General features: G+C 55.8%; 14 protein-coding genes and 1 pseudogene. 9 read left to right on the top strand and 6 right to left on the bottom strand.

Features of this window, described 5'->3' with window-relative positions; all coding sequences use genetic code 11:
• Nucleotides 1-21 precede the first annotated feature (21 nt).
• From RW65_RS02640 to RW65_RS02610, 7 genes are all read left to right on the top strand, one after another.
• Complete coding sequence (locus RW65_RS02640; protein ID WP_039055105.1) at nucleotides 22-1137, top strand: HlyD family secretion protein; 1116 nt, start codon at nucleotides 22-24, stop codon at nucleotides 1135-1137.
• The gene (locus RW65_RS02635) at nucleotides 1134-2705 is read left to right on the top strand and encodes a DHA2 family efflux MFS transporter permease subunit (protein ID WP_039055104.1); all 1572 of its coding nucleotides are present in this window, start codon (nucleotides 1134-1136) and stop codon (nucleotides 2703-2705) included. The genes RW65_RS02640 and RW65_RS02635 overlap by 4 nt, the downstream gene beginning before the upstream one ends.
• Nucleotide 2706: 1 nt before the next feature.
• Nucleotides 2707-4230: an efflux transporter outer membrane subunit gene (locus RW65_RS02630; RefSeq protein ID WP_039055103.1), complete on the top strand. Its 1524-nt coding sequence runs from the start codon at nucleotides 2707-2709 to the stop codon at nucleotides 4228-4230.
• 101 nt (nucleotides 4231-4331) lie between these two features.
• The gene (locus RW65_RS02625) at nucleotides 4332-5378 is read left to right on the top strand and encodes an aldo/keto reductase (RefSeq protein WP_039055102.1); all 1047 of its coding nucleotides are present in this window, start codon (nucleotides 4332-4334) and stop codon (nucleotides 5376-5378) included.
• Nucleotides 5379-5531: 153 nt separating this feature from the next.
• Nucleotides 5532-6908 carry a glycoside hydrolase family 1 protein gene (locus RW65_RS02620; RefSeq protein WP_039055101.1) on the top strand — a complete coding sequence of 459 codons (1377 nt, stop codon included), beginning with the start codon at nucleotides 5532-5534 and terminating at the stop codon, nucleotides 6906-6908.
• 18 nt (nucleotides 6909-6926) lie between these two features.
• Entirely contained in the window at nucleotides 6927-8246 is a 1320-nt protein-coding gene (locus RW65_RS02615) for a PTS sugar transporter subunit IIC (RefSeq protein ID WP_039055100.1), read from the top strand.
• Nucleotides 8247-8261: 15 nt separating this feature from the next.
• Complete coding sequence (locus tag RW65_RS02610; RefSeq protein WP_039055099.1) at nucleotides 8262-8978, top strand: GntR family transcriptional regulator; 717 nt, start codon at nucleotides 8262-8264, stop codon at nucleotides 8976-8978.
• 44 nt (nucleotides 8979-9022) lie between these two features.
• Here RW65_RS02610 and ldtB read toward each other — a convergent pair whose 3' ends face one another.
• Entirely contained in the window at nucleotides 9023-9943 is a 921-nt protein-coding gene (gene ldtB / locus RW65_RS02605) for a L,D-transpeptidase (RefSeq protein ID WP_039055196.1), read from the bottom strand.
• Nucleotides 9944-10149: 206 nt separating this feature from the next.
• Between ldtB and RW65_RS02600 the strand changes: the two genes are divergently transcribed.
• The gene (locus RW65_RS02600; protein ID WP_039055098.1) at nucleotides 10150-11742 is read left to right on the top strand and encodes an ABC-F family ATPase; all 1593 of its coding nucleotides are present in this window, start codon (nucleotides 10150-10152) and stop codon (nucleotides 11740-11742) included.
• A gap of 227 nt (nucleotides 11743-11969) precedes the next feature.
• Here RW65_RS02600 and RW65_RS02595 read toward each other — a convergent pair whose 3' ends face one another.
• Complete coding sequence (locus RW65_RS02595; RefSeq protein ID WP_039055097.1) at nucleotides 11970-14336, bottom strand: glycoside hydrolase family 31 protein; 2367 nt, start codon at nucleotides 14334-14336, stop codon at nucleotides 11970-11972.
• A gap of 15 nt (nucleotides 14337-14351) precedes the next feature.
• A complete protein-coding gene (locus RW65_RS02590; protein WP_039055096.1) occupies nucleotides 14352-15653 on the bottom strand; it encodes an MFS transporter in 1302 nt (433 codons plus the stop codon).
• 294 nt (nucleotides 15654-15947) lie between these two features.
• Here RW65_RS02590 and RW65_RS02585 point away from each other — a divergent pair, with 294 nt between their 5' ends.
• Nucleotides 15948-17021, top strand: a complete 1074-nt coding sequence (locus tag RW65_RS02585) for a LacI family DNA-binding transcriptional regulator (protein WP_039055095.1) — start codon at nucleotides 15948-15950, stop codon at nucleotides 17019-17021.
• Here the strand turns inward: RW65_RS02585 and RW65_RS02580 are convergent.
• The 3 genes and pseudogenes from RW65_RS02580 to RW65_RS22835 all read right to left on the bottom strand — a co-directional run.
• Entirely contained in the window at nucleotides 17018-18277 is a 1260-nt protein-coding gene (locus tag RW65_RS02580; protein ID WP_039055094.1) for a DUF1479 domain-containing protein, read from the bottom strand. The two genes, RW65_RS02585 and RW65_RS02580, sit on opposite strands and share 4 nt — an antisense overlap.
• A gap of 166 nt (nucleotides 18278-18443) precedes the next feature.
• Nucleotides 18444-19118, bottom strand: coding sequence for a T6SS immunity protein Tli3 family protein (locus RW65_RS02575; RefSeq protein ID WP_039055195.1), 675 nt, complete (start codon nucleotides 19116-19118; stop codon nucleotides 18444-18446).
• 146 nt (nucleotides 19119-19264) lie between these two features.
• Nucleotides 19265-19502: pseudogene (locus RW65_RS22835) on the bottom strand (T6SS immunity protein Tli3 family protein); the annotation flags it as partial.

Below are 19502 nucleotides of genomic sequence, written 5' to 3'. Positions count from 1 at the left end.
AGACAGGACTGTTGCGATACTATGGCTGAAAAATCAACGCATCCTGACGATGTTCAGGACGATAACAACAAAGATACTGAAAACAGCGAAAACCCCCGTAAGCGCCCCGGAAAAAAGCCACTGATTATCCTCGCGATTGTCGTTGGGGTGATGGTGATCGTTGCGCTGGTGTGGTGGCTGTTAACCCGTAATCAGGAAACCACCGACGACGCCTTTACCGACGGCGACGCGGTAACCATTGCGCCAAAAGCCTCGGGTTATGTCACCGAACTGCGGGTAAAAGACAACCAGCGCGTTAAGAAAGGCGACCTGCTGGTGGTTATCGATCCGCGCGATGCCACCGCGCAGCGCGATCAGGCGCAGGCGCAATTGGGGCTGGCAACGGCGCAGCTGCACCAGGCGCAGGCGCAGCTCGAACTCTCCAAAGTGCAATATCCGGCAAAGCGGAATGAAGCCCGCGCCCAGGTGTTGAAAGCCAAAGCCGACCTGGCGAATGCCGAAGCGGCTTATCGTCGCCAGCGCGGCGTCGATCCCCGGGCGACCACGCAGCAGAATATCGATACCGCCAACGCCCAGTTGCGCAGCGCCCAGGCGCAGCTTGCCAGCGCTCAGGCCCAGCTGGAGGTTGCCGAACAGGTCCAGCTGCAAATCCGTCAGCAGGAAACCAATGTCGAGGCGCGTCAGCAGCAGGTGGCGCAGGCGAAAGCCCAGCTGGAAACCGCTAATTTAAATTTATCCTGGACGGAAGTTCGCGCGCCCTTTGACGGCATCGTCACCAAACGCAATGTGCAAAACGGCACGCTGGTGCAGGCGGGCAGCGCGCTCTTTTCGCTGGTCTCACCGGAAGTGTGGGTAGTGGCGAACTTTAAAGAGTCGCAGCTGGAACGCATGCGCCCAGGCAATAAAGTAACGGTGAAAGTGGATGCGTGGCCAGATATGGAACTGGAAGGCCATGTCGACAGTATCCAGCAGGGCAGCGGATCGAAATTTGCCGCCTTCCCGTCGGAAAACGCCACCGGTAACTTTGTCAAAATCGTTCAGCGCGTGCCGGTGAAAATCGTCATTGATAAGGGTCTGGATCCGAATAAACCGCTGCCGTTGGGCCTCTCCGTTGAACCGAAGGTGACGCTGGAATGACCGATCACAGCCACGAGAACTGGAAACCCGCCAGTAACCCGTGGGCGGTGGCGTGGGTCGTCACCCTCGCGGTATTTATGGAGATCCTCGACACCACGATTGTTAACGTGGCGCTGCCGCATATCGCCGGATCTCTCTCCGCCAGCTATGACGAATCCACCTGGGTACTGACCAGCTATCTGGTAGCAAATGGCATTGTGCTGCCGCTGTCGGCTTTCCTCAGCCGCACCTTTGGACGCAAGCAGTTTTTTCTTATCTGCATTGTGATGTTTACCGTCTGCTCATTTTTGTGCGGGATCGCCACGGAGCTGTGGCAAATCATTCTGTTTCGTATTTTGCAGGGCTTTTTTGGCGGCGGTTTGCAGCCGACGCAGCAATCGGTGCTGCTCGATTACTTTAAACCGGAAGATCGCGGCAAAGCCTTTGGCCTCTCCTCCATCGCCATTATTGTCGCGCCGGTGATGGGGCCAACATTAGGTGGCTGGATAACCGATAACTACTCCTGGCGCTGGGTCTTTTTTATCAATATTCCGGTCGGGCTGGTGACGGTACTGGCGATCTACCAGCTATTGGAAGATCCACCGTGGGAGCGCAAATCGAAACAGAAACTCTCCATCGACTGGCCGGGGATCAGCTTAATCACCCTCGGGCTGGGCTGCCTGCAGGTTATGCTCGATCGTGGGGAAGATGAAGACTGGTTCAACTCAGACTTCACGCGCATTTTTGCCGTCCTGACGGCTATCGGTATTGTCGGCGCAATTTACTGGCTGCTGTATGCCAAAAAACCGGTGGTCGATCTGCGCTGTATGGCGGACCGCAACTTTACCACCTCCAGCTTGCTGATGGCCGGCATGGCGATGATCCTCTACGGCAGTTCGGTGGTTATTCCGCAGCTGGCACAGCAGGATTTAGGTTATACCGCCACCTGGTCCGGGCTGGTGCTATCGCCCGGCGCGGTGCTGATTGTGCTGACCATTCCGCTGGTGCTGAAACTGATGCCGCTGGTGCAGACGCGCTGGATCATCGCCTTTGGCTTTTTCTGTCTCGCCGCTTCGTTCTGGTGGTCGCGTACGCTAACGCCGGATATCGATTTCGAAACCATGATGCTGTTTCGCAGCGCGCAGTCCGTTGGATTAGGTTTCCTCTTCGTGCCCTTAACCACCATCGCCTTTATTTCGATACCGCGGCAGTACAATGCCGATGCGGCGGCACTGTTTACCATGTTCCGTAACGTGGCGGGATCGATAGGTATTTCGCTCTCCACGGCGGCGATCACCGAACGCTCGCAGGCGCATATGTCGCACTTAGCGGAACATACTTCCCCCTTTAATGAGCAGTTCCAGTTGGCACTGCGCGAAACGGCCGAGGCCATCCGCAACTTTACCAGCCTGGCGGGCGATCCGCTGAGTAGCGCGACCGGGCAGATGTATAAAGCGATGATCGCCCAGTCGCGCTTTTTGGCCTATGTCGATGTATTCACCGTTCTCAGCCTGGTTGCGCTGTTACTGATCCCCTTTTGTTTATTGCTTTCGCCGATTAAGAGCGAAGGCAGCGCAGGAGCACATTAAAATGACGTGGTGTCGTTTCCCCGTAACCCTCTTATCCCTGTGGCTGGCAGGCTGCGCCGTTGGGCCGGATTACCAGGCGCCCAAACCGCAAACCCCCGCGCGCTGGAACGATGCGGGGGATAACGAGGTAAAATCCCGCACCTCTTCGCAGGCGATCAATCCCCGCTGGTGGACTACCTTCCAGTCGCCACAGCTTAATAGCCTGATTGAGCGGGCGATTGCCGGCAATTTGTCGCTGCAGCAAACGGTGCTGCGCATCGCCGGCGCGCGGGAGCAGATTAACCAGGCGGGCGGCGCGTTTCTGCCCGCCGTTAACGGTTCGCTGAAAGCAACGCGGCAGCAGTTAGGCATTGAAGGTGAGTTAAAATCCCATGACGTTTATGGACAGCTGGATAATGCCGATCCGGCCATTAGCGGCGCGCTGGGTGCGCTGACCCAGCCGGTAAATCTCTATCAGGGCAGTTTCGATGCCCAGTGGGAACTGGATCTGTGGGGCAAAGTGCGCCGTCAGGTAGAAGCGGCTTCGGCGCAGCAGCAGCAAGCGATAGAGCAGCGTAACGATGCGTTAGTGTCGCTGGAAGCGGAAGTGGCGCGCGCATGGCTGCAACTGCGCGGCGCGCAGAGCATCATCCGCACGATGAAAACACAGATCGACAGCGCTGAGCAGACCTTTACTCTGACGGAAAACCGGCAAAAAGGCGGCCTTTCACCACAGCTTGATGTGGAAAATGCCCGCGCGCAGATCGGCAACCTGGAGGCGCAACTGCCGCAATATGAAGCGCAGGAGCGGCAGGCGATGAACGCGCTGGCGGTTCTGCTCGGCAAAGCCCCCGGTGCGCTGGACAGCGAACTGCAAAATACGCAGCCGTTACCGGCGCTGCCGGACATTGTGCCGACCGGGATCCCTTCCACGCTGGCACGTCGTCGCCCGGACGTACGCGAGGCGGAAGCCAGCCTGCATGCCGCCACGGCGCAGATTGGCGTCTCCGTCGCTCAGTTGTTCCCCAGCCTCTCCCTGAGCGGTCAGTTTGGCCTGCGCAACAGCGAAACCAACTGGCTGACGGACTGGAGCAGCCACTTTTATAGCGTTGGTCCGCAAGTGTCGATTCCTATCTTCCAGGGCGGACGGCTGGTATCAAGCGTGAAACTGGCGCGCGCGCAGCAAGGCGCAGCGGTGCTAAACTATCGACAGACGATACTCAGTGCGCTGGGCGATGTGGAGAATGCGTTAGTCAGCTATCGTGCCGATCAACAGCGGGAAGCGGGGTTAGATAAGACTCTGAGCGCCTTGCAAAACGCGTTTTCCCTTGCCAACAACAGCTATCGTCAAGGGATCGCCAGCTTTATTGATGTGCTGGATGCACAGCGCCAACTCGCGCAGGCCAGCCAGCAGCGGGAGCAGGCGCGGGTGCAGAGCAGCCTCGATCTGGTGGCGCTCTATAAAGCCCTCGGCGGCGGTTGGGAGCCGTATCAAAACGTGCAACTTCCTGATTACAAAGTGTTTGGCGAAGCGCCACGCGGATAATCAGAGAAATGGGCAAGAAACAGGCAGGATCCTCACATTCGCCGCGGAGGTAGAGTGCGTATAACTGTCTGCTTCAACCCAAGCGATGAGGAGTGGACTCCATGCGATACAAAAAACTAGGCAATACGGGACTCTTTGTTTCTGAATTGTGCCTGGGCACGATGACCTTCGGCGGCGACGATAGCGAAAGTATGTGGAGCAAAATCGGCCAGCTGCAGCAGGCGCAAGCTGAACAGCTAATCGGCAGCGCCCTCGATGCCGGTATTAACTTTATCGATACCGCCGATGTATATGCCAATGGCCGTTCCGAGGAGATCACCGGGCAGGCGTTAAAAAACCTGAAAGTGCCGCGTGAAAATGTCATTGTCGCCACCAAAGTGTTTGGCGAAACCGGTACCGCCGGGGTTAACTCGCGCGGCAATTCCCGTTATCACATCATGCACAGCGTGAAAGAGAGCCTGCGCCGTATGCAGCTCGATCATATCGACCTCTATCAGTTACATGGTTTCGATCCGGCCACGCCGATTGAAGAGACCCTGTATGCGCTGGATATCCTGGTGAGGCACGGGCATGTGCGTTATATCGGCGTCTCCAACTGGGCGGCGTGGCAAATCACCAAAGCGCTGGGCCTTTCTGAGCGCCTGGGTCTTGCGCGTTTTGCCTCGCTGCAGGCCTATTACACCATTGCCGGGCGCGATCTTGAGCGCGAACTGGTGCCGATGATGCAAAGCGAAGGCGTGGGTTTGATGGTCTGGAGCCCGCTGGCGGGCGGCCTGCTGAGCGGTAAATACGATCGTGAAGGGCAATCGCAAACGGGCGGACGTCGGCTGGCGTTCGACTTCCCGCCGGTTAATAAAGATCGCGCCTTTGACTGCGTGGATGTGATGCGCGTCATTGCCGACGACAAAGGCGTTTCCGTGGCACAAATCGCACTCGCCTGGCTGCTGCATCAGCAGGCGGTCACCAGCGTGATTATCGGTGCGAAACGCCCGGAACAACTGGACGAAAACATTGCCGCCACCGCCATTCGTCTGAGCGATGAGGAACTGCGCCAGCTCGATGAAGTGAGCGCACTGCCGCGCGAATATCCTGGCTGGATGTTTGAACGCCAGGGCGAATACCGTCGTAATCAATTAAACGCGCAATAAATCTCCCCGCCTAAAAACGCGACGTACATCCCGTCGCGTTCTCTTTTCCTTCGAATAGCGTCACAAAACCGTCTCGCCCCTTTTGCTCATTTTTTCGCTTTTATCTATATGACTAGTCATATATTTAAAATGACTAGTCATGGAGAAAGCGAGATGAGTAAAACGTTACCGAGCGGATTTTTATGGGGCAACTCTGTCTCCAGTATGCAGACGGAAGGGGCATGGAGTGAGGGTGGGAAAGGGATGTCTGTCTACGATATCCGCGAAGCCAGCGAATTTGCCTCCGACTGGAAAGTCGCCACCGATTCTTACCACCGCTATCAGGAAGATTTCGATTTGATGCAGGATCTCGGCATGAACTGCTATCGCTTCCAGATATCCTGGAGCCGGGTTTGCCCGCAGGGGGATGGCGAGTTCAACGAAGAGGGCATCGCCTTTTATGATCGCTTTATCAACGACCTTTTGGCGCGCGGCATTGAGCCGATGATCTGCCTCTATCACTTCGATATGCCGCTGGCGCTGGCGGAGCAGTACAACGGCTTTGCCGATCGGCGCGTACAGGACGCCTTTGTCCGCTACGGCAAAAAGATGATCGACTGCTTCGGCAGCCGCGTGAAGTACTGGCTGACCTTTAACGAGCAGAATATCTACCATATGCCGGGAGCGTTTCAGGTGGGCGGCTACCTGAAAGGGGAGAAAACCCTGCGCGAGCTCTATCAAATTCAGCATCACGTAATGATGGCCCATGTGCTGTTAACTCACTATCTGCACGATACCCAGCCTGGCAAATTAATGGGCGGCATGCTGGCGCACCAGCTGATCTATCCGGCGACCTGTAAACCGCGCGATGTCTTTTGCGCTACCCAGTATGACGAATTCCTCAATCAGAACCTGCTGCGGGTTTACGCCGGCCAGGGCTACAGCCCGGAAGTAATGGCGGTGGTCGATCGGGAAGGCTTCCGCGATATCTATCGCGATGAGGATCTGGCGCAAATCGTGCGGATGAAAAACGACTTTATGGCCTTCAGCTACTACGCCAGTAAAACCCTCGACAGCGACGCTATCGCACCGGGCTCGCCGGTGAACTACTACCTGGAGCAGGGCGACAAAGCGAACCCTTATCTTGAGGCAACCGAATGGGGCTGGCAGATCGATCCGCTGGGCTTTCGCGCCATTATCACCCGCTATTACAACGACTGGCGCTTACCGGTTTTCCCAATTGAGAACGGTATCGGCGTGATTGAAAGCTGGGACGGTGTCAATCCGGTCGCGGACGATTACCGCATCGCTTATCACCGCGATCATATCCAGGCGATGAAGGACGCCATCTTTGAAGACGGCGCGCAGGTGATCGGCTATCTCGGCTGGGGGCTGATCGACATTCTCAGCTCGCAGGGGGATATGCGTAAGCGCTACGGCGTGGTCTACGTCAATCGTGATAATCATGATTTAAAAGATTTAAAACGCGTACCGAAAAAGAGCTATCGCTGGCTACAGCAGGTGTGTCGCAGCAACGGCCGCGACATGTAAATACGAGAGGAGAGCGCAATGTCTGACAGCAACATCACTCCGAAAATGCAGTCATTCGTCGATAAGTTCGTGGAGTTTTCCGCCCGGCTGGCCAATCAGGTGCATCTGCGTTCGCTGCGTGACGCCTTTGCCGCGGTGATGCCCATTTTTATCCTCGCCGGGCTGGCGGTGTTGATCAATAACGTGATTTTCCCCTGGGTGCTGGAAGGGGAGACGCTGGCGCGCTTTAAAGTATGGGGCGAAGCGGTGATCAACGGCACGCTAAATATCGCCGCGCTATTGATTGCGCCCATGACCGCCTGGTCGCTGGCGCGCAATAAAAACTTCCCCAACCCGGTATCGGCGGTGGTGATTGCGCTCTCCAGTTTTATTATCATGATGCCGATGCAGCTTGAGGTGGTGCCCGTTGGCGCTAAAACTACCGTCAGCGTGACGCAGTTGCTGGCGTTCTCCAACATCGGTACGACGGGCATTTTCGCCGGGGTGATTATCGGTCTGCTCTCCACCGAACTGTTTATTCGCGTCGCCAGCGTGAAGAAATTCAACATTTCCCTTGGCGAAAATGTCCCGGCGGCGGTGGGGCAGTCGTTTTCCTCGCTGATCCCGGCGATTATCACCCTCTCGCTGTTCGCTATCGTTGCCGCGTTGCTGGCGAATCTGTTGCAGACGGACTTAATCCATCTCATCACCACCCTTATCCAGCAGCCGCTGCGGCAGATCAACACCAGTTTACCGGGCACGCTGTTTATCTATAGCTTCGGTAACTTCCTCTTTACCCTTGGGATTCATCAGACGGTAGTCAATGGCGTGATCCTTGAGCCGCTGCTGCTGATTAATACCAATGAAAATATGCTGGCCTTCGCTAACGGTCAGCCGATTCCGCATATTATCAATAATATTTTTGTCCCCACCTTTGGCATGATTGGCGGCACGGGCAGCACGCTATCGCTGCTGATCGCGATCTTTCTCTTCGCCCGGCAGAAATCGGCAAAACAAGTGGCGCGCCTCGCCATCTCGCCGGGGCTGTTTAACATTAATGAACCGGTGATTTTTGGTCTGCCGATTGTCTTTAACTTGCCGCTAATGATCCCCTTTGTGCTGCTGCCCGCCATTGGCATCGGCTTTGCCTGGATCTGCACCACGCTCGGTTGGATCTCCCACTGCGTGGTGATGATCCCGTGGACTACGCCGCCGATTTTAAGCGCCTGGCTGGCGACGGCGGGCGACTGGCGAGCCGTGGTGGTGCAGTTGATAATCATCATCTTTGGTGTATTCTTCTACCTGCCTTTCCTCAAAATTGCCGAGAGAGTGGCCTTAAAAAACAATGGGATAGACTGACAATAAAGGAAGGCTATGGCGGCAAAATACATCACTATCGCGCGGGAAATAAAGCGGCGTATTCTCAGCCAAGAGTACGCGGCCAGCGCAGCGCTGCCGGATCAGTTTGCGCTGGCGGCAGAGTTTGAAACCAGCCGTATGACCATTCAGCAGGCGATGCGTCAGCTGATTGTGGAAGGGCTGGTTTATACCCGCCAGGGGCAGGGAACCTTTATCCGTAAAAACTTCCTGCAGCAATCGCGCTGGGATCTGCCCGGTAGCGACTATTTTGGTGCCACCAAAACCTGGGAAAATGTGGGCCAGGTCACCAGTAAAATCATCCGCTTCGAACTGCGTTTCCCGACGGAAAAAGAGCAGGCCTCGCTGCTGGTGGGGCCGGACGATCCGGTCTATGACTTTATCCGCCTGCGTCTGCTGGAAGGCGAGCCGATGTCGCTGGAGTTTACGCTGATGCCGGTAAATCTGGTGCCGGGGTTAAACCGTGGCCATCTCGAAAGCTCCGTCTTTCGCTACGTACAAGACGATCTGGCGCTAAAAATTATGGGGTCGTACCGCATTGTACGCGCCCTCAAACCCGGCGCAGAAGATAAGCAGTATCTCAACTGTGAAGAGACGGATCCGGTGCTGGAAGTGGAGCAGGTGATCTACCTGGAAGACGGAACCCCGCTCGAATACGCCCATTGCCATTACCGCTACGATCACGGCGGCATTATTGTGGTCAATAACGGGTAAAAAAAAGCGGAGCCGAGGCTCCGCTTGTTCTCTTTTACGCTTGATCAGTTGACACGAACCGGCATCCCGGAACGGTTCTGAACCGCCTGCTCCACTACGTTAGCATCGACGTCAGACTGATTGGTGACGGTCTGCACCGCTTTGGTCAGCGCAATCGGCACGATCTCACCGCCGGTGAACTGGGCTTCGGTGGTCGACAGCGGGTTGTGAACCTCGATATAACGGCTGCCATCCGGCTCGGTGGTCGCTTTTACCGGCTCATCAATAAACTGTACGCGCGTATCGACCGGTACGTTTTCGAACAGGAATTTAATGTCGTCGTTACGCAGACGCACGCAGCCGTGGCTGACGCGCAGGCCGATACCGAAGTTGGCGTTGGTGCCGTGAATGGCGTACAGGCGACCGATATAGAGCGCGTACAGACCCATCGGGTTATCCGGGCCTGCCGGAACCACTGGCGGCAGCGGCTGGCCCATGGCCACGTATTCCGCGTGCATCTTCGCCGTCGGCGTCCAGGTCGGGCCGGCTTTTTTACGCTCTACTTTGGTGGTCCAGGCAATTGGGGTGTCCTTGCCCAACTGGCCGATACCGATAGGTAGCACGATTACCGTGTTGGTACCTTTCGGATAGTAGTAGAGGCGCATCTCTGCACTGTTAATCACGATCCCTTCGTGAACCGTATCCGGCAGGATCAGCTGCTGTGGTACGTTCATCACAGTGCCGCCTTTCGGCAGGTAGGCGTCAATGCCCGGGTTTGCTTCCAGCATGTTAGACAGGCCCATTTGATACTCAGCCGCAAAATATTCCAGCGGCTGCGTATTGCCTTCCGGAATAGTGACGACCTGGTTCTGGCCAATCAGACGGCTACCATCGGTCGGTAGCGGATAAGTAACAGCAGACGCGCTTTTGCAAAATCCCACGACAGCAAATGCCGCCGCTAAAAGGGTTGTTAATTTCATGTTCATCTTATGCAAGATATTGCCAAACTGGCCGTTGGGTTGAGAATGCAGGAAGCGCATTATATGTGCATTCCCCCGTCCAGGGAATTCAGATGTGTACGAAATCACACTTTTTTCCCTTTGCTTGCATTTTAGCGGCCTGACAGCAGGCAGGAATCTAATTCGGAATTGTGGCATAATAGGGCGTTTGTCACATATTTCAGGATACCTCTGTGTTAGTCACCAGCAACGTCACCATGCAATTCGGCAGCAAACCGCTGTTCGAAAATATCTCCGTCAAATTTGGCGGCGGCAACCGTTACGGCCTGATCGGGGCTAACGGAAGTGGAAAATCCACCTTTATGAAGATCCTCGGCGGCGATTTAGAGCCGACGCTGGGCAACGTCTCTCTCGATCCGAATGAGCGCATCGGTAAGCTGCGCCAGGATCAGTTCGCCTTTGAAGAGTACAGCGTGCTCGACACGGTGATTATGGGTCATGCGGAACTGTGGCAGGTAAAACAGGAACGCGACCGCATTTACGGCCTCGCTGAGATGAGCGAGGAGGATGGCTATAAAGTGGCCGACCTCGAAGTCGAATATGGCGAAATGGACGGCTACTCAGCGGAAGCCCGCGCGGGCGAACTGCTGCTCGGCGTCGGTATTCCGGTGGAACAGCATTACGGCCCGATGAGCGAAATCGCCCCAGGCTGGAAGCTGCGTGTGCTCCTGGCGCAGGCGCTGTTTGCCAATCCGGATATCCTGCTGCTCGATGAACCGACCAACAACCTGGATATCGATACCATTCGCTGGCTGGAGCAGGTGCTGAACGAGCGTGACAGCACCATGATCATCATTTCCCACGACCGTCACTTCCTGAACATGGTCTGTACGCACATGGCGGATCTCGACTACGGCGAGCTGCGCGTTTATCCGGGCAACTACGACGAGTATATGACGGCGGCAACCCAGGCACGCGAACGTCTGCTGGCGGACAACGCCAAGAAAAAGGCGCAGATTGCGGACCTGCAATCTTTCGTGAGCCGCTTTAGCGCCAACGCCTCAAAATCTCGCCAGGCGACTTCCCGCGCCCGTCAAATTGACAAAATCAAGCTGGAAGAAGTTAAAGCCTCCAGCCGTCAGAACCCGTTTATTCGCTTTGAGCAGGATAAGAAACTGTTCCGTAACGCGCTGGAAGTGGAAGCCCTTACTAAAGGCTTCGATGATGGTCCGCTGTTTAAGAACTTTAATTTGTTGCTGGAAGTGGGCGAGAAGATTGCCATTCTGGGTGCCAACGGCGTGGGTAAATCCACTCTGCTGAAAACCCTGGTGGGTGAGTTAGAACCCGATCACGGCACCGTCAAATGGTCCGAAAACGCGCAGCTCGGTTACTATGCGCAGGATCACGCCGAAGATTTTGATAACGATCTGAGCGTCTTCGACTGGATGAGCCAGTGGAAACAGGAAGGCGATGACGAGCAAGCGGTGCGCAGCATCCTCGGGCGTCTGCTGTTCAGCCAGGACGATATCAAAAAACCGGCCAAAGTGCTGTCCGGTGGCGAAAAAGGCCGCATGCTGTTCGGCAAGCTAATGATGGAAAAGCCCAATATCCTGATTATGGACGAACCGACCAACCACCTCGATATGGAATCCATCGAATCCCTGAACATGGCGCTGGAAATGTATCAAGGCACGCTGATCTTCGTCTCCCACGACCGCGAATTTGTTAGCTCGCTGGCGACCCGCGTGATTGAGATTACGCCGCAGCGGGTGGTGGATTTTTCAGGGAACTACGAGGATTATTTACGCAGCCGCGGTATCGAATAAATTTACCGTCGTCTTTCACCTTGCAGCTGCGTTGGCTGCACCTTCGTACCCTGGTCACTTACTTATGTAAGCTCCCAGGGATACTCAGGTTTGCCGCCTTGCTGCAAAGCGAAATACTTAGGTAAATTGCCAGGTAAACGCGAAATACTTAGGTAAACGGTGAAGTGCCGTTAACGTAAAAAACGAAATAAATATGCCGGAATGCGTTTTCGCTTTCCGGCATATTTTTAGGCGAAGGTCCAGCTGTTGGATTTTTCGCCGTTGATCAGCAACTGACGTTTTTCTCCTGTCGGGAGCGTTACTTTTAGTTCAGGCCATGCCGGGCGATAGTCGCCGCGGGTGCGGATCAGCAGATCAATGGTGCTGCCTGAGCATACCATTTCCCACTCCAGCCATAGCGCGTTGCCCTCTTTATAACCCCAGGATTCACCGTCATCCTCGAACAGTAACCCGCGGGTAAGGCCTGTGCCTTTGAGGGGGAAAAGCTGCAGTTCGCGGGTGGTATCGGCGCGGGCATCCACATGCGTGATGCGCTCGCTCAGGGGCAAAGCTGCGCCTGCGCGTACCAGCAGCGGCAAGGTTTCCAGCGGCGCATCCAATGTTACCCACTGGCCCGGCGCATACCAGTTGCCGCTGTAAAAGTCGTACCAGCCGGTATCATTGGCGGGCAGCCAGACGCGGCGTTCGCGCGCGCCGGGTTCGACGACGCTGGCGACCAGCAGATCGCGGCCTAACAGGAAGTCGTCACACTCCTCGAAAGTTTGCTCATCGTGTTCATGATCGAGGAACGTCGGGCGCAGCATCGGCTCGTCGTCGGCGTGCGCCTGCCACAGCAATGTGTAGAGATAGGGCAGCAGACGATAGCGCAGCTCAATTGCGCTGCGGATCGCCGGTGTTACCGCCGGGTACATCCACGGCTCGTTGACCGTACTATCGTCATTCCATGAATGGATAGTAAAGCGCGGATGCATTACGCCGTTTTGCACCCAGCGGACAAACAGCTCGGCATCAGGTTTGTCACCGGAAAAACCGCCGACATCGTGCCCGACATTATATAAACCCGACAAACTCATCCCCACGCCCATGCGGGTGTTATAGCGCAGCGTGTCCCAGTTAGTACGGTTATCGCCGCTCCATGTCTGCACATAGCGCTGCATACCGGCGCACCCGGAGCGCGAAATAAGGTAAGGGCGTTTTTGCGGGGCAAAGCGCTGCTGCGCTTCCATCGAGGCGCGCATCATCAACAGCGGCATTACCGGGCGAATATGTTTGATGGCAACGGGCCGACCAAAACCGTGGCAGCGGGCTTCGCCATCCCACACTTCGAATTCGTTGTTATCATTCCACGTCGAATCGATGCCCATCTCCAGCAACTGCGTTGTCACGCCCTCCTGCCACCAGGCAACGGTCTGCGGGTTGGTGAAGTCCAGATGAGAACCTTCGTCATCCCAGAAGCTTGAGCGTTCCGGCGCATCAATTTCTGAATCGCGAATAAACAGCCCGCGCTCCGCGACTTCGTTATAGCGTGGATGATCCTGCAACAGACAGGGCTTAATATTCGCCGCCAGCTTCAGGCCTGCATCGTGAAACGCCTGGCTCATCGCTTGCGGCTGCGGCACCTTGTCATAGTTCCAGTTAAAGACGTAGCGCTTGCCGTTAATTGAGGTGTAGCCGGAGGAGAGCTGGAACGAGTCGCACGGAATAGCGTGATCGGCGCACAAGCGAATAAAGTTCATCAACTGGTTTTGGGCATCCGGCGCATCGGTGTAGTGCATCGTCGAGCCGCTGTAGCCGAGGCTCCATTTCGGGCCGAACAGGGTTTTACCCGTCAGGCGCACAAACGCTTTAGTCACATCCAGCGCCCGCGCGCCGGTAAAAATGTAGTAATCAATATCGCCCGCTTCTGCCTGCCAGCGGCGATAGGCGGTGTGGTAGTTGTCTATCTCGTTACCCAGATCCAGCCAGCAACTGCTGAGGTTGTCATAAAACAGGCCGTAGCTGATGTCATCGCGGCGGGTGAGGGTAAACGGAATATGTTTATACAGCGGATCGGTGCTGACGGCGTTATAGCCCATCGCATCGAGGTTGCGCATTTCGTAACGCTTGCCGGTGCGTTGCAGGTTGCCCGCTTTCTCACCGAGTCCGTAAAAACGCTCCTCTTTTTTACGGCTCAGGTAGTGCGCCACGCCGTCGCCATGAGCATTAACCAGGTAGGCGCTGGTCGGGCGATCGCCAGCCAGCCACTGCCATTCGCCCGCGTCGTTGCGGTAGTGCCACTCCAGCCACAGCGGCTGATGCACGGTAACGCGCAGTTTGGCGCTCTCGACGGTTAAAGTCTCTTGCTGCTGGTTCAGGGACCAGTGCGGCAGGCTAAAGCCGCTGAGATCGTCTCGTGAGCGGCCTTCCCACGGTACATCTTCTTTCGGCGCGATGCTCCAGGTTCTGTCCAGCGCCAGTTCGCCCTTGCGTTTGAGCAGCACGCGAAACAGGTTCTCTTCCAGCACATACAGGCACAGGATATGTTGCCCGTCCACCCGCAGTTCAACATGGTGTGCAGACTCTTTTTCTAACGTCCAGTTCTTCAGGGTTTTCATATCAGACATCCACTATCAAGCGCGTTTCGCGCGTCGTTCAGCAATAAATGCAACCAGGAAAAGGGCGCCAAGCAGGTCAAAGAAACCCATGGCAATAAACAGCGGGTTAAAACCGATTTTGTCGGCGGTAACGCCAATCAGCAGTGAGAAGAGGAAGCTGGCTATCCACGCCGCCGAGCCGCGCATGCCGTTTACCGTAGCCATCTGGCCTTTATCGAAGGATTCCACCACCAGCGCGCTGAGCATGCAGGAGATGATTTGATGACCAAAGCCGCCAATGGAGATCAGCAAAATGGTGATATAGGGATCGCGGGTGAGGGCGACAATCGCCAGCGAAATCATTAAAAACGCGCCGGTTACCGAGCTGGCGACCACCGAGTTGACGCGCGAGCAGCCAAACCAGCGGGTATACAGTTTAGTGAGATAACCGCTGGCGACGCTGCCGAGATCGGCGGCGAGGAACGGCAGCCAGGCGAACATGGCGATCTGTTTCAGATCCATGCCGTGCTCTTTTGCCAGATAGAGCGGCACCCAAAAGCTCAGTACCGCCCAGGCCGGTTCCGCCATAAAGGCAGGAATGGCGATACCGTAAAAGCGTCTGTTTTTTGCCACGGTTTTCAGCGCCGTCAGGAACGGCAGTCTGACGGCGGGCGGTTCGTTATCCTGCTGAATAAACGCCAGTTCTTCTTTGCTGAGGTTCGGATGTTTGTCCGGGTTGTGATAAAACGCCCACCACAAAATCACCCACAGCAGTGCCAGCGCGCCGGTAAACATAAACGCACCCTGCCAGCCAAAGGAGGCGTGGGCGAAATAGATAATTGGCGGTGCCAGCATTGCGCCAATGGAGAAGCCAACGCCCGCCCAACCGGCCGCGACGGGGCGTTCCGATTTCGGAAACCATTCACCGAGGGTTTTAGCATTCGCTGGGGTCGCCGCAGCTTCCGATGCGCCCATAGTGAAACGCAAAATCGCCAGGTGCAGCCAGCTGCTGGCACCGGCGTGGAAAATACAGGCCAGCGCCCAGATAATGGCGCACACCATAAAGCCAACTTTCAGGCCAATGACGTCAATCAGCCAGCCACACAGCGGCTGGAAGAGGGTATAAGCGAGCTGAAACGCGCCGACAATCCACGAATATTGTTCGGTAGTAATGCCCAGCGAGCTTTTCAGTTCCGGGGCGAGGATCCCCAGCGAGTTACGGGTGATGTAGTTCACCGTCACGCCGAATAAAAACAGTATCAGCACCCACCAGCGTAAATTTTTCACTATCCTGCGGCTCTTGCTGGCCGCCATTTCATTATTGATCCCCTGGCTCATTCTTTTCTCCGCACAGCTTCTTGTAGGGAAGTGGGGCAAACCCTGCGGAGTTGTTATACCGAAAGGGTTTGCGGGATGATTTTTTCTCATTTTTACGTATTAGCCCTACAACTAGTATGGAAGTTGTACGACACCTTTACGTTAGGCGAGAAAAATCAGCCGCTAAAGGGGATTTTGTGCAAGGATTCTCATTACAGCGCGGAGATATACGACAAACTCTCTCTCAAGTCATAAATATCAGGCTTTAGGGTTCATGAAAATTTTCCCATTTCGCAAACGGAGCCAGATCACAAAATGGACAAAAAGCTCAAAATCAATGAAATAGCGCTGCGTACCAACCTGTCGACCAGCACCGTTTCCCGTGTGCTCGCCGGCAAAGCAAATACCAGTGAAAAAGCCAGGGCGGCGGTGCTGGCTTGCGCGCGCGAACTGGGGGTGATGGAGGGGATTGCCGCCGGGCGATTACTGCTGAACAACCTGCTGATATTTGCGCCGCAACGGGCGTTCGAAGAGCGTTCCGATATCTTCTATTACCGGGTGATTCAGAGCATCAATAAAGCGTTAGCGCCCCATGAAGTACGCTTGCGCTACTGCGCGCTGGAGGAACTCGATAGCGACGCCAATGAATTTATTGCCCGTATGAATGCGCCAGAAACCCAGGCCGCGATCCTGTTAGGCATCGATGACGCGCATATTCATGACCTGGCGGCGGAGATCAATAAACCCTGTGTGCTGATCAACTGCCGTGACGGCCGCATGCGTCTGCCGTCGATTGCGCCGGATCACCGCACCATTGGTGAATTTGCCGCCCGTTACCTGTTCGATATGGGCCACCGCGATGTGGTAAATGTTATGTGTCTGCGCCGCTACACCATGGATCTGCGGCTGGCGGGGATTAAAGAGGCCTGGCAGCAGCGTAACCTACGCTTTCAACCGAAGCGTGATCTGATAAGCGTGCCGAGTTTTAGCGCTAAAGACGCCGCGCAGCGGGTGGGCGAATGGCTTGACGATGCGGCGCATAAATCCCCACCCACCGCCTTTTTGGTCAGCGGTGATTTTATGGCGCAGGGCACGGTGCAGGCGCTGCGCCAGCGCGGGCTGCGCGTACCGCAGGATGTGTCGGTGATGAGTATTGACGCTTTTAATCTGGCGGCGATTCAGGATGTGCCGTTAACGGCGGTGCATGTCCCGCGGGATGAACTCGGCGTCGAGGCGGTGCATTTGCTGCAACAGCGGTTGATCCGCCCGCAGGCAACCACCGGTTCGCTGCTGCTCAACGGGACGCTGGCGGTGCGCGAGTCGGTACGGCGGATACGTCCGGGACAGCAACGTACCGCCGTTGAGCGCGAAGGGCTGTACGATGCTTAAACCTCCATTCCCAGCGCGCGCTTGCCGTGAATATTCAGATCGTACAGCGTAAAGCGGCCGGTCCAGTCGCTTTCGTAATTCTCACGAGGGAAATCCCCCGGCGATGCACCTTGCTCCAGCGCGATTTTCACTTTGCGCGCGTAAGCAAGATTCTTCTCGCACAGCGGCGCGGCGGGAATATACATCACGTTGCCCCAGCCCTGCTGGTTTTCCACCGGTGCCACGGAGTGGATCATATCGCAGTGCCACCACACGGAATCTCCGGCTTCCAGCGCCGGAATGCTGCTTAAGGCTTCTATTAGCAGCGGGTGCCACTTCTCCGATACCGGCAAAACCCGGCCAGGCGCTACGCCGCACAGCTCATCCTCCGGCACATCGTCCAGCAGCGGGCGCAGCAGGATATAAGCCATCGCTTCCGGGATCGGCACCACATGTAGCAAACCCTGGCCGGGGATCATATCCGACAGCGCCGTCCAGCCCTGGAAGGTGCGGAATACCGAACATTTAGTGGTGTTATCGACGGTGTACTCTTCCACCTCGGTACGGTGCGCCGCATCCCAGGGATCGTAGGCATCCAGGTTGCCGTTAAAGACATTGGCGAACACCCGTTGATAAGCGGGCAGCAGCCAGCGCTCCAGCGCGCCGGAATCCGTATGAGCGCCAAGCCCTTTTGACGTGGTGCCCGGCGGACGACGGCGAATGCGATCCGGGTAAATCACGCTAACATCCGGGTTAAACCACTGCTTGCCCTCGCTCTCAAAACGCCACAGACGATTGAGGAACGATTGCACGGCGGCCATTTCATCGCTCTGGCGCGCCTGCATTTGCGCCTGCGACCAGTAGATGGGATAGATTTCCGGACGCGAGGCTTCAAGGGTGCCGAAGAAGCTATCGCCAGGACCGCGATAAACATCGTCGAAATGGTTGTGATCGAGGTAATCAAGCATTGCGCGATCCCAGCCCAGCGCTTGCTCGCGGGGAAAGTGCCCCTTAATGACTGCACAGCCGCGCTGCTTAATCAGGGCGCGCTGTGCCTCGCTCACCGAGCCTTGGGCAATATCGTGATACGCAATTTGCGGCCACACCGATTCGCCCCGCGCTTTCAGCGTGTTCAGCTCCGCCACCCGCCGCGCAATCTTCTCGCTAAGGCGGTCAAAAAGGCCCTGCACATCACCAATCTGCGCGCGTAATTCCTGTTTTAACTGACGGATTGCCGCTTTGTAATCGGCGGGCAGCGTTTCGCTGGAAAAAGCCATATGCACCTCGTTTTCTTTCATTCGAAAGTTAATTGGATTGCATATGATAAAATAAGTTAAAAATAAGTTAATGCAAGTTTAATAAATGATCTTTTGCAACGGGGGGCGTTTTTTAGGCGTGAGGACTGCTACCCCCTCGCCATATGAGTTCGAAACCTGCTATCGGCTATTCCAGGCCCGCATCGGGATTACACTGCATATGATCCCAACCCTTATAATCCCTTACCTCGGGAACTCCTCCTGGCAGATTCTGCCAGTTGGATTTCAGCCCGGCAGTGTGATTATTCAGCTTGGTTAACCACACATACTGCATACCCCAGGCCGGGCCAGGGGATTCAGGTCGGATATGGTGCTTGTCGCCGAAATAGCTGTCCACATAGTGAATCCCCGGCCCGCCTTTAGCCAGGCGCGGATCGTCAAACGGCAGTGAACTCAGGTAGAGCGAGCCATCTTTCATTTGCATAAACCCCTGGTTATTGACGACCGTAAATGATTCCACCTCCTCCTTTCTGGGATGATCCAGCGTGAGCGGATTTCTCCAGGTCCGGCCATAATCCTTCGAGGCCAGAATCCCGCTGACGGTGTAATCGGTAATAGCGATGTATTGCTCAGAGGGATGGACAAATTTGCCGGTGAACAGACGGTAAAACTGGCTTGCCACTTCACTGCGAATACCACGACGGGTATCGACGAACCACAACGCGCCTTCACAGTTCCAGCCTTTTAACTCCAGCGTCCGGTGCTCATCAAAGCGATAAACAACCTGCACCGGAGGCTCTGCGGCCATTGCCTGCCAGCAAGCCATACCTGTAAGAATCAGCGTTAATCCTGACCATTTCATCATTATGCATTCCTTTTCTGAGAGGGGCTTACGCAGGAGCTGTCTCTCAGCTGGCAACGGGTGGCATATCCCATTGCAGTAAACGACTGAGCATGGTCATCTCTCTACATAAGCATTTCTGCATGTCTCTTTCACCCGTCCATCGGCTATTCCAGTCCCGCATCGGGATTACACTGCATATGATCCCAGCCCTTATAATCCCTTACCTCGGGCACACCTCCTGGCAGATTCTGCCAGTTGGTTTGCAGACTGGCAGTGAGATTTTTCAGCTCGGTTAGCCACACATAATCCATACCCCATGCCGGGCCAGGGGATTCAGGGCGGATATGGTGCTTGTCGCCGAAATAGCTGTCCACATAGTGAATCCCCGGCCCGCCTTTAGCC

The sequence above is a fragment of the Enterobacter sp. Bisph1 genome (genome assembly GCF_000814905.1).
Classification (GTDB): domain Bacteria; phylum Pseudomonadota; class Gammaproteobacteria; order Enterobacterales; family Enterobacteriaceae; genus Kosakonia.
The sequence above is the reverse complement of the archived record's forward strand: the minus strand, read 5'-3'. Positions and strand labels throughout refer to the sequence as shown.